This is a genomic window from Streptomyces sp. R44 (assembly GCF_041053105.1).
Taxonomy (GTDB): Bacteria; Actinomycetota; Actinomycetes; order Streptomycetales; family Streptomycetaceae; genus Streptomyces.
Genome location: NZ_CP163444.1, coordinates 6,716,416 through 6,736,041 on the forward strand (window position 1 = coordinate 6,716,416; position 19,626 = coordinate 6,736,041).

General features: G+C 72.5%; 23 protein-coding genes. 8 read left to right on the forward strand and 15 right to left on the reverse strand.

The window, feature by feature from the left end; translation table 11 throughout:
• The first annotated feature begins 29 nt into the window (after positions 1-29).
• Positions 30-2,369 (forward strand): MFS transporter, encoded by a 2,340-nt coding sequence (locus AB5J54_RS31380; protein ID WP_369147279.1) that lies wholly within the window; start codon positions 30-32, stop codon positions 2,367-2,369.
• On the opposite strand, the gene AB5J54_RS31385 is transcribed toward AB5J54_RS31380, so the two are convergent.
• From AB5J54_RS31385 to AB5J54_RS31395, 3 genes are all read right to left on the reverse strand, one after another.
• A complete protein-coding gene (locus tag AB5J54_RS31385; protein ID WP_369147280.1) occupies positions 2,366-2,608 on the reverse strand; it encodes a hypothetical protein in 243 nt (80 codons plus the stop codon). The two genes, AB5J54_RS31380 and AB5J54_RS31385, sit on opposite strands and share 4 nt — an antisense overlap.
• On the reverse strand, positions 2,605-3,240 hold the full coding sequence (locus tag AB5J54_RS31390; RefSeq protein ID WP_369149509.1) for a TNT domain-containing protein: 636 nt from the start codon (positions 3,238-3,240) through the stop codon (positions 2,605-2,607). The genes AB5J54_RS31385 and AB5J54_RS31390 overlap by 4 nt, the downstream gene beginning before the upstream one ends.
• A 170-nt stretch (positions 3,241-3,410) precedes the next feature.
• Positions 3,411-4,016 (reverse strand): TetR/AcrR family transcriptional regulator, encoded by a 606-nt coding sequence (locus AB5J54_RS31395; protein WP_369147281.1) that lies wholly within the window; start codon positions 4,014-4,016, stop codon positions 3,411-3,413.
• Positions 4,017-4,131: 115 nt separating this feature from the next.
• Here AB5J54_RS31395 and AB5J54_RS31400 point away from each other — a divergent pair, with 115 nt between their 5' ends.
• Positions 4,132-5,295 (forward strand): acyl-CoA dehydrogenase family protein, encoded by a 1,164-nt coding sequence (locus AB5J54_RS31400; protein ID WP_369147282.1) that lies wholly within the window; start codon positions 4,132-4,134, stop codon positions 5,293-5,295.
• Here AB5J54_RS31400 and AB5J54_RS31405 read toward each other — a convergent pair.
• From AB5J54_RS31405 to cynR, 6 genes are all read right to left on the reverse strand, one after another.
• A complete protein-coding gene (locus AB5J54_RS31405; protein ID WP_369147283.1) occupies positions 5,255-6,157 on the reverse strand; it encodes a S8 family serine peptidase in 903 nt (300 codons plus the stop codon). The two genes, AB5J54_RS31400 and AB5J54_RS31405, sit on opposite strands and share 41 nt — an antisense overlap.
• Before the next feature lie 153 nt (positions 6,158-6,310).
• The gene (locus AB5J54_RS31410) at positions 6,311-6,505 is read right to left on the reverse strand and encodes a hypothetical protein (protein WP_369147284.1); all 195 of its coding nucleotides are present in this window, start codon (positions 6,503-6,505) and stop codon (positions 6,311-6,313) included.
• A 67-nt stretch (positions 6,506-6,572) separates the two neighbouring features.
• On the reverse strand, positions 6,573-7,556 hold the full coding sequence (locus tag AB5J54_RS31415) for a hypothetical protein (RefSeq protein WP_369147285.1): 984 nt from the start codon (positions 7,554-7,556) through the stop codon (positions 6,573-6,575).
• A gap of 110 nt (positions 7,557-7,666) precedes the next feature.
• Positions 7,667-7,933: a hypothetical protein gene (locus AB5J54_RS31420; RefSeq protein WP_369147286.1), complete on the reverse strand. Its 267-nt coding sequence runs from the start codon at positions 7,931-7,933 to the stop codon at positions 7,667-7,669.
• A 113-nt stretch (positions 7,934-8,046) separates the two neighbouring features.
• On the reverse strand, positions 8,047-8,613 hold the full coding sequence (locus tag AB5J54_RS31425; protein WP_369149511.1) for a heme-binding protein: 567 nt from the start codon (positions 8,611-8,613) through the stop codon (positions 8,047-8,049).
• Between the two features lie 152 nt (positions 8,614-8,765).
• The gene (gene cynR / locus AB5J54_RS31430) at positions 8,766-9,686 is read right to left on the reverse strand and encodes a transcriptional regulator CynR (protein ID WP_369147287.1); all 921 of its coding nucleotides are present in this window, start codon (positions 9,684-9,686) and stop codon (positions 8,766-8,768) included.
• A 95-nt stretch (positions 9,687-9,781) separates the two neighbouring features.
• Here cynR and AB5J54_RS31435 point away from each other — a divergent pair, with 95 nt between their 5' ends.
• Positions 9,782-10,378, forward strand: coding sequence for a carbonic anhydrase (locus AB5J54_RS31435; protein WP_369147288.1), 597 nt, complete (start codon positions 9,782-9,784; stop codon positions 10,376-10,378).
• 41 nt (positions 10,379-10,419) lie between these two features.
• Positions 10,420-10,890, forward strand: a complete 471-nt coding sequence (gene cynS, locus AB5J54_RS31440; RefSeq protein ID WP_369147289.1) for a cyanase — start codon at positions 10,420-10,422, stop codon at positions 10,888-10,890.
• 7 nt (positions 10,891-10,897) lie between these two features.
• Here cynS and AB5J54_RS31445 read toward each other — a convergent pair whose 3' ends face one another.
• Positions 10,898-11,515, reverse strand: coding sequence for a TetR/AcrR family transcriptional regulator (locus AB5J54_RS31445; RefSeq protein WP_369147290.1), 618 nt, complete (start codon positions 11,513-11,515; stop codon positions 10,898-10,900).
• A gap of 227 nt (positions 11,516-11,742) precedes the next feature.
• Between AB5J54_RS31445 and AB5J54_RS31450 the strand changes: the two genes are divergently transcribed.
• From AB5J54_RS31450 to AB5J54_RS31460, 3 genes are all read left to right on the forward strand, one after another.
• Complete coding sequence (locus AB5J54_RS31450) at positions 11,743-12,504, forward strand: SDR family NAD(P)-dependent oxidoreductase (protein WP_369147291.1); 762 nt, start codon at positions 11,743-11,745, stop codon at positions 12,502-12,504.
• Positions 12,505-12,592: 88 nt separating this feature from the next.
• Entirely contained in the window at positions 12,593-13,300 is a 708-nt protein-coding gene (locus AB5J54_RS31455; protein ID WP_369147292.1) for a TetR/AcrR family transcriptional regulator, read from the forward strand.
• Positions 13,301-13,430: 130 nt separating this feature from the next.
• Entirely contained in the window at positions 13,431-13,814 is a 384-nt protein-coding gene (locus AB5J54_RS31460; protein ID WP_369147293.1) for a zinc ribbon domain-containing protein, read from the forward strand.
• A gap of 85 nt (positions 13,815-13,899) precedes the next feature.
• Here the strand turns inward: AB5J54_RS31460 and AB5J54_RS31465 are convergent, their stop codons facing one another.
• The 4 genes from AB5J54_RS31465 to AB5J54_RS31480 all read right to left on the reverse strand — a co-directional run bounded on the left by AB5J54_RS31465 (position 13,900) and on the right by AB5J54_RS31480 (position 17,664).
• Entirely contained in the window at positions 13,900-14,856 is a 957-nt protein-coding gene (locus AB5J54_RS31465; RefSeq protein ID WP_369147294.1) for an electron transfer flavoprotein subunit alpha/FixB family protein, read from the reverse strand.
• 33 nt (positions 14,857-14,889) lie between these two features.
• Positions 14,890-15,675 (reverse strand): electron transfer flavoprotein subunit beta, encoded by a 786-nt coding sequence (locus AB5J54_RS31470; RefSeq protein ID WP_369147295.1) that lies wholly within the window; start codon positions 15,673-15,675, stop codon positions 14,890-14,892.
• A gap of 28 nt (positions 15,676-15,703) precedes the next feature.
• A complete protein-coding gene (locus tag AB5J54_RS31475) occupies positions 15,704-16,855 on the reverse strand; it encodes an acyl-CoA dehydrogenase family protein (RefSeq protein WP_369147296.1) in 1,152 nt (383 codons plus the stop codon).
• Positions 16,856-17,007: 152 nt separating this feature from the next.
• Positions 17,008-17,664: a ScbR family autoregulator-binding transcription factor gene (locus tag AB5J54_RS31480; protein WP_369147297.1), complete on the reverse strand. Its 657-nt coding sequence runs from the start codon at positions 17,662-17,664 to the stop codon at positions 17,008-17,010.
• Positions 17,665-17,793: 129 nt separating this feature from the next.
• Here AB5J54_RS31480 and AB5J54_RS31485 point away from each other — a divergent pair, with 129 nt between their 5' ends.
• Positions 17,794-18,747, forward strand: a complete 954-nt coding sequence (locus AB5J54_RS31485) for a ScbA/BarX family gamma-butyrolactone biosynthesis protein (protein WP_369147298.1) — start codon at positions 17,794-17,796, stop codon at positions 18,745-18,747.
• A gap of 148 nt (positions 18,748-18,895) precedes the next feature.
• Here AB5J54_RS31485 and AB5J54_RS31490 read toward each other — a convergent pair whose 3' ends face one another.
• Complete coding sequence (locus AB5J54_RS31490; protein ID WP_369147299.1) at positions 18,896-19,543, reverse strand: ScbR family autoregulator-binding transcription factor; 648 nt, start codon at positions 19,541-19,543, stop codon at positions 18,896-18,898.
• Between the last annotated feature and the right edge of the window lie 83 nt (positions 19,544-19,626).

Sequence of the window (19,626 nt, forward strand, 5' to 3'; positions counted from 1 at the left end):
GCGCCCCTGCCGGCGGATAGATTCCCGATGTGGACCAGCTCACCGCCGAAGACCCGACACACGTGGGCCCGTACCGTCTCATCGCCCGACTCGGGGCGGGCGGTATGGGCCTCGTCTACCTCGGTCGCGACGACGTCGGCCGTACGGTCGCCGTCAAGGTCGTCCAGTCCGAGTACGCCTCCCAGCCGGAATTCCGCAGACGCTTCGCCCGCGAGGTCGCGGCCGCCCGAAGAGTGGGCGGCAGCTGGACCGCGGACGTCCTCGACGCGGACACCGACACCGGCGTCGCGGTGCCCTGGGTCGCCACCCAGTACATCGCCGGGCCCGACCTGACCACCGTCGTCGCCCGGGACTTCGGCCCGCTGCCCGAGCACTCCGTCCGCGTCCTCGCCAACCGCCTCGCCCTCGCGCTGCGGGTCGTGCACGACGCCGGCCTGATCCACCGCGACCTCAAACCGTCCAACGTCCTGGTCACGGTGGACGGGCCCCGCGTCATCGACTTCGGCATCGCCCGCGCCATGGACAGCCTGGCCGGGGACAGCCTGCACACCCGCACCGGCATGCTGATCGGCTCGCCCGGCTTCATGTCCCCGGAGCAGGTCCGCGGCCTCGAACTCACCCCCGCCAGCGATGTGTTCTGCCTGGGTGCCGTCCTCGTGTACGCCGCCACCGGCCGCCTCCTCTTCGGCGCCACCGACACCGGTCTGAACGCCCACCTCTTCCGGGTCGCCGAGGAGGAACCCGACCTCACGGGCGTACCCGCATCACTGCTCGGCCTCGTCCGCGCCTGCCTGGAGAAGGACCCGGCCGCGCGGCCCGCGCCCGAGCGGATCGCCGCCCTCACCGAGGGGGACGCCGGCGGGGTCTGGCTGCCGGGCGAGGTCCTGGTCCAACTGGGGCGACACGCGGCGCAGTTGCTGGACTACGTACCGGCGGCGCGCGCGGAGGCGCCGGCTGATCGGCCCGTGGTGCGGCCCTCCGCTCAGCCCGTGACCGAGACGGCTCCCCGCGACTCGGCACCCAGGCCCGCACCGGCATCCGCCTACACCCCGACGGCTCCGGCCCACGAGGTCCCCGCACCCTCGCCCGGCCGCGGACGGGGCCTGGCGGTGATCGTGCTCGCTCAACTGGCGGTGCTGCTCGGGGCGGCGCAGGACCCCTTCGGCTTCGACCGGGAGAGCCCGGAGCTGTACTCCTTCGCCGTCCCCTTCGCGGCCTTCCTGCTGCTCGGCGGGCACCTCGCCGACCGGCTGGGCGGCAGACGGACGCTGTTCGTCGGTCTGACGGGACTCGTGGCTGCCTGTGTGCTGGGAGGCTCGGCCACCGCGATCGCCCCCACCCCCGCCGCGCTGATCACGGCCCGCGTCCTCCAGGGCGGGTTCGGCGCCCTGGTGACGGCGGCGGCGCTGACCCTGGTGGCCACCGCCTTCCCCGAACCGGGTGCACGGGCCAGGGCCTTCGGCGTCTACGCCACGGCCGGCATCGGCGCGCCCGTCGTCGCGCTCCAGCTCGCGGGGCTGGCCTGGGGCCCGGTCCTGGGCATCGCCGCCCTCCTCGCCCTGATCGCCCTGGCCGGGACGCGCGCCCTGCCGCACGACCGCCCGGACCGCACCGGCACCCGCTTCGACCTGCCCGGAGTCCTGCTCGGCACCTTCGCGATCGCCCTGCTCCTGTACGGCTCCACCAAGGCGACGCACGGCTGGGGCACCCCCCTGGCCATGAGCCTGCTCACCGGAGGCATGGCCCTGCTCGGGGCCTTCCTGGCGCAGCTGGGCAGCGGGACGAACCCACTGCTGCCCCCGTACGTGTTCAAGGACCGCAACAGGCTCGGCGGCCTCCTCGCCATGCTCCTCGCCGGCGCCGGCATCCTCGCCCTGCTGCCGCCCCTGGCGTCGATCCTGACGTGGGACCTCGGGTACTCCCCGTCCCAGGCCGGTCTCGCCCTGCTGCCCATGGTCGCCGCGCTCGCCGTCGCCGCCGTCCAGGTCGCCCCGCGCCTGCTGCGCCGGGGCGTCGCGCCCCGCGTCCTCGTCGTGGCGGGCCTGGTGCTCACCCCGCTCGGCGTGACCCTGACCATCGTCGGGATCGAGAACGGCGCCGGATACGCGGTTCTGCTCCCGGCCACGGTCCTCGCGGGTCTCGGGGTCGGTCTGGCCTTCATGCCGCTCTTCGCCACGGTGGTCGCCGCCGGCCTCGGCCGGCACACGGGAGCGGCGGCCGCCGCGGTCGTCACGGCCCAGACGCTGGGCAAGGACTTCGGCGCGGCAGCCGTCGTCGGCTACGGCGGGCCGCCCTGGTGGGCGATCGTCGTCCTGCTGCTCGCGGGGCTCGTCGCGGGCCTGATGGTGACCACCAGGGCGGCGGCCTAGACGCCCAGCAGGCCCCGGAGATGGGCGCAGGCGGCCGCCTCCGTGTCGTGCGTGGCGACCGGCTCGTACGCGCCCCGCTCGTACACCCCGGTCTCCCAGCCGGGCCCGTCCGGCCTCGTCCGCAGATAGACGAAGTCGGGCGGGGTGGGCGCCGGTTCGTGGACGCCCTCGATCCAGTAGTACGCGGCGGGCACCCCGGCCTCCCGGAGTGCCCGTTCCAGCGCGCGGCGGTCGGTCACGCGGGGACGCGCACCAGGTAGCCGTTGTCGAGCAGCCACTTCACGTTGAGGCGCTGGCCCTCGCCCGGGTTCAGGAACGCCGGGTCCAGCTTGATCTGGCGGCCACCGCCCGGCTGTTCGAACCAGGGCGCGATGGAGCCCTCCCAGACGACGAAGCTCTTCGTCACCTCGTACAGGTGGTAGTCGCAGGGGAAGGCCGTGTCACGGGTGTTGAGGTTCTGCGGGGGCAGCGCCCGCTTGGCGTAGGCGTCGCCGGCGGGGGCCAGGTAGCCGCCGTACTCCGAGCCGAAGCGGTCCAGGCGCTCGCCCTGCTCCAGGAGCTCCGGCGCCTTGTCGACGGTGCCGTTGACCTCGGCGAAGCCGTCGTTCGGCGGGTACTTCCAGCTGCCGGTGTCGGCCGGGCCCTCCCAGTACTTCTTGAGGAAGTCGGCGGAGGAGAGCTGCCCGGTCCGGTGGTAGCGGTTGAGGAGCGGGCCGACCGGGTCCTGCCACTTCTTCGGCAGGAACTTCGGGCCGAGCCGCTTGTCGCCCTCGAACTCCCCGGTGCAGGGGGCCGGGGGAGCGGCGGCGGGCTTCTCGGCCGGGGCGGCCTGCGCCGCGGGGGCCGCGGCGAGGGCGGCGGTGACGCCCATGGCGGCGAGGACGGCACGGATCCTGAGGACGGTACGGCTGCGCTCCACGCGGAGGCTCCCTGGGGTGGGGGTGGTCAGTGGCGCGGCACACAGTAGTGGATCATCTGCGCAGAGTGATCGAACGCGGGATGGATTCCGGCCAGACGTCTCGCCGTGGGGTTCGGGGCCGTTCAGGCCTTGCGGAGGCCGCTGAGCAGTAGTTCGGCCAGCTGCTCGTACGCCTCGGCGTCGGCGAGACCCGTCGCCGCGGCCACCTGGCGGCGCTGGATCCGGACCATCACCGAGGAGATGACGTCGGCCGCGAAGGTCACGTGCACCTCGCGGAACACCCCGGCCCGCACGCCCTCCTCGATGAGCTGCTGCACCCGGCCCGCCGCCGCGCGGGTGTTCCGCTCGTACACCTCGGCCGCCGGCTCGAAGGCCGCCACGTCGTCGAAGAACGCAGGGGAGACCGGCGCCAGCTCGGCCGAAACCGCCCGCAGATAGGCGGCGAGCCGCTCGGCCGGGTCCGTCGCGGCGGCGAGCACCGCCTCGACCCGGGCGGTCGCGCGCCGGAAGAAGTGCACGACCGCCGCCCGGACCAGCTGCTCCTTGCTGCCGGCCAGGCCGTACAGGGTCCGCTTCGAGCAGCGCAGCCGCGCGGCGAGATCGTCGAGCGTCAGCCGGGCGAAGCCCTCCCCGACGAGGAGGGCGACGAGCTCCTCGAAGAGGGCGGAGCGGCGCGCCGCTCCGCGGCCCGTCAGCTTGGGGGCGTCGGCGGCGGAGGTCTCGATCACCCCGCCAGTATTCCAGGCCGCCCCTGCGGGGGGTTACGGCGGCACCCTTCTGCGCTACTCTCAGCGGTACTGCAGTACCTTCCCCAGTACCACTTTGCGCGCCGCTGGAGTCGCCATGGATGTCGACCGCCTGCTTCCCACCCCCGAGGCAGCGGACCTCATCGCCCTCACCCGGGAGATCGCCGACAAGGAGCTCTCTCCGCGGGTGGACGAGCACGAGGCCGCCGAGACCTATCCCGAAGGGCTCTTCGCGACCCTCGGCGAGGCCGGGCTCCTCGGCCTTCCGTACCCGGAGGAGTTCGGCGGCGGAGGCCAGCCCTACGAGGTCTACCTCCAGGTCCTGGAGGAGCTCGCCGCGCGCTGGGCCGCCGTCGCCGTCGCCACCAGCGTCCACACGCTCGCCTGCCACCCCCTCCACACCTTCGGCACCCCGGAGCAGAAGGAGCGCCGGCTGCCCGCGATGCTGGAGGGCCGGACCATCGGCGGCTACAGCCTCTCCGAGCCGCAGGCCGGTTCCGACGCCGCCGCCCTCAGCTGCAAGGCCGAGCGCCAGGACGACGGCAGCGGTTACCGCGTCACCGGCACGAAGGCCTGGATCACGCACGGCGGCAAGGCCGGCTTCTACGCCCTCTTCGCGCGCACCGCCCCCGGCAGCCACGGCATCTCCTGCTTCCTCGCCCCCGGCGCCACCGAAGGCCTGAGCTTCGGCGCGCCGGAGCGCAAGATGGGCCTCCAGGCCGTGCCGACGACGGCCGCGTACTGGGACGGCGCCCTCATCGAGGAGGACCGGCGCATCGGGGACGAGGGCCAGGGCCTCCAGATCGCCTTCAGCGCGCTCGACAGCGGCCGCCTCGGCATCGCCGCCTGCGCCACCGGGCTCGCCCAGGCCGCGCTCGACGCCGCCGTGGCGTACGCCAACGAGCGCACCACCTTCGGCCGCCGGATCGTGGACCACCAGGGCCTCGGCTTCCTGCTCGCCGACATGGCCGCCGCCGTCGACGCGGCCCGTGCCACGTACCTGGACGCGGCGCGGCGCCGCGACCTCGGCCGCCCGTTCAGCCGCCAGGCCAGCGCGGCCAAGCTCATCGCCACGGACACGGCGATGAAGGTGACCACGGACGCCGTGCAGGTCTTCGGCGGCTACGGCTACACCCGGGACTTCCCGGTCGAGCGGTACATGCGCGAGGCGAAGATCATGCAGATCTTCGAGGGCACGAACCAGATCCAGCGGCTCGTCATCAGCCGTGGCCTGGCGACGGCCGAGAAGGGCGCGCGGTAGCCGTCCGCAGCGTCGTGTACGCGGCCCAGGCGTCCAGGAGCGGCGGCATCGCCGACCGCCGGCGTCCGGGCCCGTGCGTCACCGCGTACCGTACGGCCGCCGGGGTGGCGTCCGGGAACGCCGAGCGGAGCAGGGCGACCGCCCCGGTGACGAAGGGCGCGGCGGCGCTCGTACCGCTCAGGAGGACGGGGCGGCCGTCGAGGCCCACACCGGGGACGCGGTCGCCGGGCGCGCCGACTCCGTTGCGGCCGATCGAGATGCCCCGATTGGAGTGGGGCAGGGGGCGTCCGGCGTGGTCGTACGCGACGACCGGGATGACCCAGGGGTGGTCGGTGAGCGGGGAGGAGCCCGTCCGGCCCTGGTTCCCGGCGGCCACCACGACGATCACGCCCCGGTCGGCGGCGTGACCGAGCGCCGCGTCCAGCGCGCGGTCGCGGACGCCGGAGGGCGCGGGCTGGGCCAGACTCAGGTTCAGCACGTGGGCGCCCGCGTCGACGGCCTCCGTGATCGCCTCCGCCAACTCCGCGACGCGTACGCCGGCCAGACAGGTCGCGGGGCCGCCGTCGGCCGGATGATCCGCGAAGAGGGGCCTGGACAGCAGCGTGCAGTGCGGGCACACGCCCCGGTCCCCGGCGAGGAGCGCGGCGACGGCGGTGCCGTGGGCGCAGCACACGTCCGGGTGGGCGCAGGTTCCCGTGCCGGCGGCCGCCCCCGCGGCCGGACGCAGTTCGCGGACCGGACGGCCCGCGAAGGCGGGGTGGTTCGGGGCCACACGGCCGTCGACGACGCAGACCACGACCGAGGACCGGCCGGAGGTACGCGCCATCAGCGGCGTGAGCCCGACCAGGTCCAGGGGGTCCATGCGTACCTCTCTCCGCCCCTGCCGGGGGGCAGGCAGGCTCATCGCGACTCCGGCGGGGGGAAGGAGCCGGTCGCCCGGCGTTGCCAGGGCCGGGCGAGCGTTCTCGTGGTCACTCTCGTGCGCGGGTCCGAAGCCGGGGACGGCCGTCGGACGTCACCACCACGGATCCTCCGAGCAGAATGCCTTCAGGCACTTCCTCACGCACGTGCGGTAGTCATGGCTTCCCTTGCAGTTGTTGCGGCAGACCGGGCCCAACTCCAGCTCGCAGAGCGCGTCCTGAGGGCGGATCAGATCGCCGGTCCGTGTGTCGCGCGTCTGTGGTTCGACGGCGAATCCGGGGATGCTCATGTCCGTTCGCCTCCTTCTCTCCTCTTTCTCTTCCTTCTCACTGCCGCCCGGGCCGGCGTTGCCCGGGTCAGCGGGCGAAGTACTCCTGGAACGGTGTCACCGGGAAGGGGAAGTACCCGGCGAGACCCACGCGGACGAAGTACTTCTCGACCACGTTGGTCTGGAGGTCGGTGTACGAGAACACGACCGTGACGACGGCCTGCGACCGGGTGCTGAGCCGGGAGGGACCGGCTTCCACCGAGGTGAGGACGGAGCCCTCCGCGCGCTTCTCGTTGGTCTTCTGGTACATCTCCTGGCACCGCACCGTCAGGTAGTTGAGGACCCGGCCGACCGGGTCGGTGCCGGCGTTGTCGCTGAGCTGGAGCAGCCGGTCGAGCAGCGATCCGACGACCTTCTCGAACTCCTTGCGGGAGGTGCCCTGGGGGCGGTCGATCGCGCGGATGAGTTCCTTGCGGTCGAAGCCCCAGGTCTTCACCACGCTGACGACGGGAACGGAGAGTCCCTGGCAGGCACTCGGGGGCGCGACCGGGCCGAGCGCGCCGACCACCACGGCGAGGTCGCGCCCGTAGTTCACCGGACGGAGCGCGTCCACCAGCTCGTCGAGACCGGTGGGGTCCGTGGCCTCCAGGATGTAGGTGTCGACGCCCTGGACGGACAGGACGAAGCACATCTGCCGGGCGAGATAGCGGTTCTCCGGGGCGGAGAGCACGCGGTACATCGCGTCGGCGTCGGTGCTGTCGGTATGCCCGCCGGCCCCCGCCACCTGGAAGAACTCGTGCTGGATCGAGACGTTGGGGAAGACGGCGCGGACGCGGCCGAGCACGTAGACGTAGCCGCCCTCGTCGGCCTCCCCTCCGTCGCCGGGGGCGGCCGCCGCGGTGCAGCCGCAGGACGACGGGACGACGGTCGCATCGTCGGCCTGCGCGGGGCCGGGATCGCGCACGGGCCCGGGATCGTCCGCCGCGAGCACGGGGTCGGGCGGAGTGGGCGGGGCGCCGGTCTCCGTCGAGAGGCCCGCGGCGGGGGCGGTGTCGATGATCTCGGGGTTCATCAGTCACTCCTCACACGCACTCTGGCGGACCGTCAGGAGCGGGGGCGCTCAGGGGGACCGTGCATCGGGCAGGCGCTGCACACGGTGCCCGGAGGCACCGGCACGGAGGCTCAGCGGTCCGGCCCGCCACCGATCGTCATCCACCGGTTCAGCGCCTCGGCCCGACGGCCGCAGCCGCCGCAGGGGCGGATGCCCACCGCCGAGGTCACCCGGGCGACGGCGTCGCCCAGCCCGATCTCCGTACCCTCACCGCCGGGACGCGCGAAGCCGGGGATGCGGACCCGGTGCCGGGGGCCGTCGTGGCGACGGCTGTCACGGGAGTCGTGTGCCGTCCCCTTCCGGGCCTTCCCCCGACTGCTCGTTGCGCGGTCAACCATCCTGCTCACATCCCGGACTTGGGCCGTTCGCGCCACCGGCGCACTCCCACCCCCTCCCATGCTCCTCCGGGACGGCGCCGCCCGCACGCGGGCCGGGGTCCCGCTTTCGCGGACTACTTCGCGAGGGTGGCGACGCCGGCCTGTGCGAACTTCTCGTCCAGGTCGCCCGAGGGGGCACCCGCGACACCGATGCCCGCGATCGGGGCGCCCTTGGCGGTGACGGGGGCGCCGCCGGCGAGGAAGAGGGTGCCGGGGATGTCGCGCAGGGTCGGGGCGTTGGTGAGGCGCTTGGCGAGCTCGGAGGTCGGGGCGTTCCAGGAGACGGCGGTGTACGCCTTCTTCTGGGCCGACTCGTAGGACTGCGGGCCGGCGCCGTCGCCGCGCAGGGTCACGAGGGTGTTGCCGTTGCGGTCGACGACCGCCACGGAGACCCGCTGGTTCTCCTTCTCGGCGGCGTCCAGGGTCGCCTGCGCGGCCTTCGTGGCGGCCTCGATCGTCAGGTGCGTGGAGCGGGTCGTGTTCTTGTTCTTGGCGTCCGCCTCGGCGGTGGCGGCGGCCGGCGCGGCCGCCGTGTCCTCGCCGGTGGCGCTCGCGGAGTAGGCCCCGAAGCCGCCGAGGGCGAGGGCGGCGACGATCGCGCCACCGGTCACGACACGGGTGCGGGAGGAGGCCTTCTTCACGTGCTTCATGGGATCTGCTCCAGTGAACTCGGGGAACCGCGGGGGCCGTCGGGATGCCGCGGCCCGGTCTGCTCCCCATCCTGGTGCCGTACCCTGCGGCCGTCCGTCGTCGTCCCGGCTGCACCCGGATCCCGCAACGGTGGACCCCGGGGTCATCCGATCGGTTGACCCCACGACTCCCGGCCCCACGAAGTTCCCCAGGAGACGGCCAGTTCGGTGAAGGCCCCGGCCGCCGCGCTCCGGTAGCCGGCCGCGCGCCGCAGCAGGGCGACACCCCGGGACGGCAGCGCGGGGGAGAGCGGGACCGGGCGCAGCCAGGGGTGGTCCCGGGTGACGGCGTCGGGCAGGACGGTCGCCAGCGCGGTGCGCCGGACGATCTCGGTGAGCGCGGTCACCGAGTTGGCCTCCACCGCGATCGCCGGACGGACACGGTGCTCGGAGACGTACGCGTCGATGTGCAGCCGGGTGGCGAAGTCCGCGCTGAGGAGCGCCAGGTGATGCTCGTTCAACTCGTCGGCCCGTACCGGCTCCGTCCGGCCCGCGAAGCGATGGCCCGGGCCCACGACGAGGCCGAGGGTCTCCGTGAACAGCTCCGTGGCCTCGACGCCCGGAAGGTGCTCCCCGTGGAAGGCGATGCCGAGATCGAGCCGGTCGGCGAGGAGTTCGGCCTCGATGCGGTCCTGCGGCAGCTCCCGCACCTCCACGCCGATGCCCGGATGACGGGTGTGGAAGCCCGCGACCAGGGGGCCGGTGAGGTACGCGGTGAACGTGGGGGTGACCGCCAGCCGCAGATGGCCGCGCGACAGGTCGTGCACGTCGAGGACCGCCCGCTCGCCCGCCGCCAGGTCCCGCAGGGCGCGCCGGGCGTAGCGGGCGTAGGTCTCCCCGGCGTCGGTGAGGCGCACGGTGCGGCCGGTGCGGTCCAGGAGCTGCGCCCCCAGGGCCTTCTCCAGCTGCTTGATCTGCTGGGACAGCGTGGGCTGGGCGATACGCAGCTCCTCGGCGGCGCGGGTGAAGTTCGCGTGCTCGGCGACGGCGAGCAGATAGCGGAGATGACGGAGTTCCGGCTGCATACGGCCGACTATAGAGCGAGGTATAGCTTCCATCTATGGCAGATATCGACAGCAGGTCTTGGACGCTATAGGCACTGGTCGTGCACGGTGGGGACATGCCTCACTTCGCCGAGGGAATCGCCCGCTTCCAGCGGGAGGTCTTCCCTGCCAAGGCCGGCCTCTTCGCCCGCCTGGCCACCGCCCACCGGCCCGGCACGCTGTTCATCGGCTGCTCGGACGCCCGCGTCGTACCCGAACTGATCACCCAGACCGATCCCGGCGAACTCTTCGTCATCCGCACCGCCGGCAACCTCGTCCCCGCCCACACCCCGGGCACCGACGGCGTCACCGCCGGTGTCGAGTACGCCGTCGGCGTCCTGGGCGTGCGGGACATCGTCGTCTGCGGGCACTCCGCCTGCGGCGCGATGACCGCGCTCGCCGAGGGCCACGACCTGAGCGCCGCGCCCGCCGTCGCCGCCTGGCTGCGGCACGCCGACGCCTCCCTCGCCCGCGCCGCCGTCGGCGGGACGGTCGACGTGGCCGCCCTGGTCCGCGAGAACGTCGCCGCACAGCTCGCGAACCTGGCCACCCACCCGTCGGTGGCCCGCGCCCTCGCCACCGGCGAAGTACGGCTGCACGGCTGGGTCTTCGACATCGCCGACGGCACCGTCGAGGAGCTCCCCGCCACGGCGCGCCCGCCGCTCGCCGCCTGACCCCCCTCCGCAAGAACCCTTCAGGAAAGGACGTACCTCTCATGGTGCACGCCCAGTTCGACCCCACCGCCCGCCGCGCCCTCGCGATCGCCGCCGTCGACGCCAAGATCCGCGAGGACCTGAGCTGGCAGCGGATCGCGGACGCCGCCGGCCTCTCCGTCGCCTTCACCACCGCCGCCGTCCTCGGCCAGCACGCCCTGCCGGAGGAGTCCGCGAAGGCCGTCGCCGAGCTCCTCGGCCTGGACGAGGACGCGGTGCGCCTGCTGCAGACGATCCCCACCCGCGGCTCGCTCGACGGCGCCGTCCCCACCGACCCGACCATCTACCGCTTCTACGAGATGCTCCAGGTCTACGGCACCACGCTGAAGGAGCTCGTCCACGAGCAGTTCGGCGACGGCATCATCTCCGCGATCAACTTCAAGCTGGACGTGAAGAAGGTCGCCGACCCGGAGGGCGGCGAGCGTGCCGTGATCACCCTGGACGGCAAGTACCTGCCGACGAAGCCGTTCTGACGGGCGATCAGTCAGTGATTCCCGCCCGGCTCTCCTCGGCGCCGAGGAGAGCCAGGGAATCCGCCCACAGGGCGTCGAGGCGGCCCGGGTCGTCGTACAGCTTGGCGAAGAGGACCCGGCCCTCCAGGAGGGCGACCAGGGCCCGCGCCGCCGCGCCGGTGTCGGTCACCCCGACCTCGCCGCGCGCGCGGGCCTCGGCGACGGTCTCCGCGACCAGGGCGACCTGCTCGTCGAAGATCTCCCGCAGCCGCCCGCGGACGCTCTCCGTCCGGGTGCTCAGCTCCAGGGCCAGGTTCCCGAGGAGACAGCCCGTGACCGTGCCGCAGCTCTCCCGGCCGGCCCGCAGCTCGGCCTCCGTCGACTCGTACAGCCGCCGCAGCCGCCGCAGCGGAGGGACGTCCCCGGCGAGCGCGCGCGTCCACTCGGCGCGCTGCCCCGCCCAGTGCTCCTCGACGACGGCGAGGGCCAGCTCCTCCTTCGACGCGAAGAAGTAGTAGAAGCTGCCCTTCGGCACACCGGCCGCCGCACAGATCTCGGCCACGCCCAGGGCGGAGTAGCCGCGCGCCAGCATCAGCGTCCGCGCGGCGGTCAGGATGCGCTCGCGCGCGTCACTCGTTCGCCCCATGGCGAGAGTGTACGACCGGTCGACTACTGCCTTCCGGACGGTGTCGGGGCCGGTCCGGCGGATCAGGGCCGTACAGGCCCCGGCCTCCGCTTCCGGGGGCGCCGCACACGGTTCTATGGTGGGCGGCGCAGATCGCGCGGACCGCGCGGTCCACCGCGGACACGCGCCCGATCCGGCGGCCAACCCGGCGGCAGGGTCGCACCCGCACGACACGAACGAGGAGTTCCATGGACATCGCCGGCTCCGCCGCTCTCGTCACCGGCGCCGCCTCCGGCCTCGGCGCCGCCACGGCCGCCGCGCTCGCCGCCCGCGGCGCCACCGTCTACGGCCTGGACCTGGACAAGGCGGTGGCCGCCGCAGGCCCGCTGCCCGAGGGCGTCCGGTTGCTCGCCGCGGACGTCACCGACGAGGACCAGGTCCGTGAGGCGCTCGCCGCGATCGACGCCGACGGCGCCGAGCTGCGGCTCGCCGTGAACTGCGCCGGCGTCGCCCCCTCCGCCCGCATCCTGGGCCGCAAGGGACCGCACGACCTCGACCTGTTCCGTACGGTGCTCAACGTCAACCTGCTCGGCACCTTCAACGTGATGCGGCTCGCCGCCGAGGCCATCGCCCGCCACGAGCCCGACGAGCACGGGCAGCGCGGCCTCGTCGTCAACACCGCCTCGATCGCGGCCTTCGAGGGCCAGGTCGGGCAGATCGCGTACGCCGCCTCCAAGGCGGGCGTCGCCGGGATGACCGTCACCGCCGCGCGCGACCTCGCGCAGTTCGGCATCCGGGTCGTCACCATCGCCCCCGGCATCGTCGACACCCCGATGATGGCCGGGTTCGGCGAGGACGTCCGGGCCGGTCTCGCCGCGAGCGTCACCTTCCCCCAGCGCCTCGCGCGCCCCGAGGAGTACGCCCGGCTCGTGACGATGATCGCCGAGCACGACTACCTCAACGGCGAGACCATCCGCATGGACGGCGCCCTCCGCATGACCGCCCGCTGAACCTCCGTACCCCTGTGAGAGCACTCGGTGCCGGAATTCTCCGGCACCGAGTTCCACGCCGACCGCGTCCGGATGTTAGGTTCGGGCCATGGGAACAGCGTCGACGAACTCCACGAAGCCCGCGATGCGGGACTCCCTCATCGCCGCGGCCTTCCAGCTCTTCCTGGAGCGGGGCTACGAGCAGACCACCGTCGACGACATCGTCACGCTCGCGGGCGTCGGCCGGCGGTCCTTCTTCCGCTACTTCCCGTCGAAGGAGGACGTGGTCTTCCCCGACCACGAGCAGTGCCTCGCCGACATGACCCGCTTCCTCGCCGCGAGCGCCGACTCCGACGACCCGGTCGTCCGCGTCTGCGACGCCGCCCGGCTCGTCATGCGGATGTACGCCGAGAACCCCACCTTCTCCGTGCAGCGCTACCGGCTCACCCGCGAGGTGACCGGGCTGCGCACCTACGAGCTGTCGGTGGTCTGGCGGTACGAGAAGACCCTCGGCGACTACCTGCGCACCCGCTGGGCCGACCGCAAGGACGGCACCCTGCGCGCCAACGTCGTCGCGGCGGCCGTGGTCGCCGCCCACAACCACGCCCTGCGGCACTGGCTGCGCTCGGGCGGCGAGGGCGACCCGCTGGCCGAGGTCGACGGAGCCCTGGAGTACGTGCGCGGCACCTGGGGCGGCGGGCAGGTCGCGGAGGCGCCGGCCGAGGAGAACGAGGACGTCGTCGTGGTGATCACCAAGCGGTCCACCCCCATGTGGCGCGTGGTGCGCGAGGTGGAGTCGAGCCTCGGTGAGGGCTGAGGGGTCACAGAAGGGCCACAGGGTTCTCAGTATCTCGAATTGAGGGAACTCAGGTCTTTATTTGATGGCACTCAGTGCCATATCTTTGCTCCATGCACGGTCGAGCCGCCGAGTGCAAGGAGAAGGCATCGTGTTCCACACGGGACTGAGGAGCGGGACCGCCGTCCAGGCCGAGGATTCGGCCCCCGACTCCGAGCTGTACTTCCAGCGCTGCCGCTGGTGCCACACCACCACCTTCCAGCGCCTGCTCTGTCCGACCTGCGGGTCGACCGACCTGGCGCCCGAACTCAGCGACGGCGAGGGCGTGATCTCCGTACGCCGCGGGGTCGCCGCCGCCGATGCCGACCTCTGGCCGGTCCACATGACCGAGGGCTTCGTGGTCCGCTGCCGCGTCGACGGACCGCCGCACGCGGTGCGCCCCGGGGTCAGGGTCAAGGTCTCCGGCACCGCGGTCAACGGGCGCAGGCCGGTCGTCCGGCTCTGCGAGGAGGTCCCCCTCGACGGCTGGTACTGAGCGCGACGGCCGGTACCGGGCGCGAACACGACGAAGGGGCGGGTGGCACAGAGTGCCACCCGCCCCTTTCCCGTCATGCGGGAGCTCAGCGCGCGCCGATCTCGTCCGTCAGCTGCGGCAGCACCTCGAAGAGGTCGCCGACCACGCCGTAGTCGACCAGGTCGAAGATCGGGGCCTCGGGGTCCTTGTTGACCGCGACGATCGTCTTCGAGGTCTGCATGCCGGCCCGGTGCTGGATCGCGCCGGAGATGCCCGCCGCCACGTACAGCTGCGGCGAGACCTGCTTGCCGGTCTGGCCGACCTGGTTGGAGTGCGGGTACCAGCCGGCGTCGACGGCGGCGCGGGAGGCGCCGACGGCCGCGCCGAGCGAGTCGGCCAGCTTCTCGACGACCGCGAAGCCCTCGGCCGCGCCGACACCGCGGCCGCCGGAGACCACGATCGCGGACTCGGTCAGCTCGGGGCGGCCGGTGGAGACGCGCGGAGTGCGGGAGACGACCTTGGCGGCGTTGCCGGTGAAGGCGACGGTGACGCTCTCGACCGTGCCGGCGGCCGGGGCGGCCTCCGGGGCGGCGGAGTTCGGCTTGACCGTGATGACCGGGACGCCGTGCGAGACCGTCGACTTCACCTGGTACGAGGCGGCGAAGACGGACTGGGTGGCGACCGGGCCGTTCTCGCCGGCCTCCAGCTCCACCGCGTCGGTGATCAGACCCGAGCCGAGGCGGAGCGCGACGCGGGCCGCGATCTCCTTGCCCTCGCCGGAGGAGGTCACCAGGACGGCGGCCGCCCCCTTGTCCTTCGCGATCTGGGTGAGCGCGTCGACCTTCGGGACGACGAGCTGCTCGGCGAACTCGGCGCCGTCCGCGACGTACACGGTGGCCGCGCCGTACTCACCGGCCGTGGCGGCGATCGAGGCGGCGGACTCGCCGGCGCCGAGGACGACGGCCGTGGGCTCGCCGATACGGCGGGCCAGCGTCAGCAGTTCGAGGGCCGGCTTGCGGACCGCACCGTCGGCGTGGTCCACGAGAACCAGGATCTCAGCCATGATTCCTTGCTCCTGAGGTGGTGTGACGGTGGGTCAGATGAACTTCTGGGTGGCGAGGAACGCGGCGAGCTGCTTGCCGCCGTCGCCCTCGTCCGTGACGATCGTGCCCTGCGTACGGGCCGGGCGGGCGGCCGCCGAGTCGACCAGGGTCCACGAGCCGGCGAGGCCGACCTCGTCGGCGTCGATGTCCAGGTCGTCCAGGTCGAGCTCCTCGACCGGCTTCTTCTTGGCGGCCATGATCCCCTTGAAGGAGGGGTAACGGGCCTCGCCGGACTGGTCGGTGACCGAGACGACGGCCGGCAGCGGGGCCTCCAGGTGCTCGGTGGCGGCGTCGCCGTCACGGCGGCCCTTCACGAGACCGTCCTCGACGGAGAGCTCCGAGAGCAGGGTGACCTGCGGCAGGCTCAGGCGCTCGGCGAGCAGCGCGGGCAGCACGCCCATCGTGCCGTCGGTCGAGGCCATGCCGCAGACGACCAGGTCGAAGCCGGTCTTCTCCAGGGCCTTGGCCAGGATCGCGGAGGTGGCGATGACGTCGGAACCGTGGATGTCCTCGTCGTTGACGTGGACGGCCTTGTCGGCGCCCATCGACAGCGCCTTGCGCAGGGCGTCCTTGGCGTCGTCCGGGCCGACCGTCACGACGGTGACCTCGGCGTCGTCGGACTCCTCGGAGATGCGGAGCGCCTGCTCGACGGCGTACTCGTCGAGCTCCGACAGCAGCCCGTCGACGGCCTCGCGGTCGGTCGTCAGGTCGTCGGCGAAACCGCGGTCGCCGGTCGCGTCGGGAACGTACTTCACACAGACAGCGATCTTCAGGGTCACGGCCTGTCTCCTTTCGAGAGGCTGGTGGTTACGGGAGGTTGCGGGCCATGACGATGCGCTGGACCTGGTTGGTGCCTTCGTAGATCTGGGTGATCTTGGCGTCGCGCATCATGCGCTCGACCGGGTAGTCGCGGGTGTAGCCGTAGCCGCCGAGGAGCTGGACGGCGTCGGTGGTGACCTCCATGGCGACGTCGGAGGCGAAGCACTTGGCGGCGGCGCCGAAGAAGGTGAGGTCGCCGTCGACTCGCTCGGACTTGGCGGCGGCGGCGTAGGTGAGCTGGCGGGCGGCCTCCAGCTTCATGGCCATGTCGGCGAGCATGAACTGCACGCCCTGGAAGTCGGCGATCGGCTTGCCGAACTGCTTGCGCTCCTTGACGTAGCCCTTGGCGTAGTCGAGGGCGCCCTGGGCGATGCCGATGGCCTGGGCGGCGATGGTGATGCGGGTGTGGTCGAGGGTCTTCATGGCGGTGGCGAAGCCGGTGCCCTCGGCGCCGATCATGCGGTCGGCGGGGATGCGGACGTTGTCGAGGTAGACCTCGCGGGTCGGGGAGCCCTTGATGCCGAGCTTCTTCTCCGGGGCGCCGAAGGACACGCCCTCGTCGGACTTCTCCACCACGAACGCGGAGATGCCCTTGGAGCGCTTCTCCGGGTCGGTGACGGCCATCACCGTGTAGTACTCCGAGACGCCGGCGTTGGTGATCCACCGCTTGACGCCGTTGAGGACCCAGAAGTCGCCGTCGCGCACCGCGCGGGTCTTCATGCCGGCCGCGTCCGAGCCCGCGTCGGGCTCGGAGAGGGCGTAGGAGAACATCGCGTCGCCCTTGGCCAGCGGGCCGAGGTACTTGTGCTTGAGCTCCTCCGAGCCGGACAGGATCACCGGCAGCGAGCCCAGCTTGTTGACCGCCGGGATCAGCGAGGAGGAGCCGCACGCGCGCGCGACCTCCTCGATCACGATCACCGTCGCGAGGGCGTCCGCGCCCGCGCCGCCGTAGGTCTCCGGGACGTGCACGGCGTGCAGGTCGTTGGCGACCAGCGCGTCCAGGGCCTCCTGCGGGAAGCGGCCCTCCTCGTCCACCGCCGCCGCGAACGGCACGATCTTCGCCTCCGCGAGGGCACGCACCGACTCCCGGAGCATGTCGTGCTCCTCGGAAGGCCGGTACAGGTCGAAGTCCTTACCCATGATGTGGAGCTCCCCTAGACGCTTGTGGCACTGAGTACCCTCAGCAAAACACACTCAGTGCCATGACGCCAGAGCGCCCCGACGCTGTTCTGCGTCGGGGCGCTCAGGAACCGCTCGGTCGGTTTTGTTGACGGCGGATGTACGGGAGGTGATCAGTCCTCGCGGCGGAGCTTGCTCGCGTCGTACTCCGCCGCCAGCTTCAGGGCGCGACCCTCGGTGAGGTCGAGCCCGGTCAGCAGGGCCGGCGTGCAGATGCTGGGCAGCAGGTACTGCAGCAGGACCGCGACCCGGTGGAGAAGATCGTTGCGATCGCACATGATCTGGGACATCGTCTGGATCCCCGCGTAGGCGCCCGCGAAGAGCTCCGCCGTGTCCGTCACGTCCACGTGGACGAGGACTTCCCCCCGTGACTTCGCGACGGTCAGGATCTCCGAGGCCTGATCCGTCCACGCCCGGAAGGGTGCCGCACGGTCCACGCTGACGGCGCCGCTGTCCAGGGTCAGTGCCACGCTCGCGCGCACGAGTGCGTCGTGCTGCAGTCGATGGGTGAGCAGGAAGGCCTGGTCCGCGAGTTCCTGGAGCTTGATGGCCTGAGGCGCCATCGGCTCGTCCAGCATCTGGGCGTCGAGCACGCCGAGGGCGAGGTCCTCCTTGGAAGCAAAGTGGAAATAGAGGGCTCCCTTGGTCACCCCCGCGCGCACCAGGATCTCGCCGATGGTCGTCCGCTCGTAGCCGCGCTCCGCGAAGACGGCCGCGGCCGACTCCAGGATCGCCCGCCGGGTCTTGATTGCACGCGCTTGCTGAGCCAAGGCGCCTCCCGCTGTATCGCTGTCTGTGCTCGTCGTGTGACGTGAAGCATTGAAAAGAAAACCGGGCTGTACGTATTCTAGGCCGGGCGAACACGCCGCCCAGGGGCGCGGGGATGTGTAGGGGGATCCATGGAGCAGAACCATCGAGGAACGACGTCGACCCGCGTCCCTGGGGAGTTCGTTCACCGAGAGGATCCCGCGGACATCATCCCCACGGGGTGGACCCAGTTGGCAGAGAACCGGTTCTCCGTCTCCGCTCGCTGGCCTGCCGCTCATCCCTTCTTCTCTCCGGTGGCAGGGGACCGACACGACCCCGTACTGGTGGCCGAGACGATACGCCAGACCGCCATGCTCGTCGCTCACGCCGAATTCGGGGTACCCGTCGAGGATCAGTTCGTCATGTGGGGCCTCCAGTACACGGCCGACGCCGCGGCGCTCGCCGTCGGCGACCTCTCCTCGGACGTCACCGTCGACGTCATCTGCTCCGATCTCGACAGCCGCCGCGGCCGCCTCCGGAACCTGCGCACGACCATGGTGCTCACCCGCGACGGCCGGCATCTCGCCACCGGTGGAGGCCTGGCGCGCTGCACCTCCGCCCTCGCCTACCGCAGGATCAGGGGCGAGCGGATGGCCGCGCTCGAACGACCCGTCCCGCTGATACCCGGGCTGGCGCCGCACCTGGTCGGCCGCGAGCACTCCAGGGACGTCGTCCTGGCCCAGGGGGCCCGCCCCGGTCAGTGGCAGCTGCGCCTCAACACGGCCCACCCCACTCTCTTCCGGCGTCCCAACGACCACGTGCCCGGCATGCTGCTCCTCGAAGCGGCACGGCAGGCGGCCACCCTGACGCTGGGAAGCGTGGCGTACGTGCCCACCGCCATGGACCTCTCCTTCCTGCGCTACGTCGAACTCGACAGCCCCTGCTGGATCGAGGCGGAGATCCTGTCCGGCCGCGCGGACGACGCGGCCACCGTCCGGGTCACCGGCCACCAGGACGGACAGCCGGTCTTCCTCTGCACGCTCACCTCCCCCTCCCGGGACCTGGCCGTGGCCGGGGCCGGCCTCGACAGCCGCCTGGCGGGCTGATCCTCGGTGAGCGTGGCCCGGACCGGCTCCGCGACGGCGGCCTGATCCTCACCATCCCCTCGGTCGTGACGCGGCACGCCCACCCCGAGTCCGTCCCCCACGGCGACCGCCGGCTCTGACGCCCCGCGCCCCGCGCCCCGCCGTGGCCTCAGCCGACGGGCGCGGGCGTCGTGACGATCACGGCGGTGCCCGACGGGTCGAGTCCGGCGAGCACCTCGGGGCCCGCCAGCATCGGCAGCAACGTGCGCCACAGACCGGTGACGGTCTTGGGCGCGAGCCATTCGCCGTTGTCCCGCCACAGGGCCTCCAGACCGATCGTGGCCGCCACGATCGTGCGGGCGAGGTCCTGCCGACGCCCGAGGCCGGGGGCGAGCAGGCCCTCGTCCGCCGCCTCCGCGAGCCGCTGCTGGACGCAGCTCTGCCACTCCTGGCGCAGGTTGAGCTCCGTACGGGCGTCGTCGGCGCAGCTGAGCCGGAAGCCGGCGCGGACGACGATGTCATCGCGGAGAAGCCGGGCCAGGGCGTGCGAGGTGTCGGCGAGGTTCTGCAGGGCGTTCGACCGTTGTCCGTACACGATCCGGGCGGTTCTGCGCAGGGCGGTGCAGGCCGCGCCCTCGACGGCACCGGCGACGGCCGCCTTGTTCTCGAAGTGGAAGTGGAGCGCGCCGGGGCTCACACCCGCCCCCGAGCTGATCGCGGACAATTTGGCCAGGGCGTAGCCGTGCCGGTCGAATTCCCTGGCCGCCGACTTGATCAGCGCGTCGCGGGTCCGTGTGGCCCGCTCTTGTTTGGTCACCAATGGCTCCAGTAGCACCATGCGTCTCAGCGGCAGCGGCCTGCGCCCCCTCGCGCCGCACCACCCGACGACTTTAAACCGAC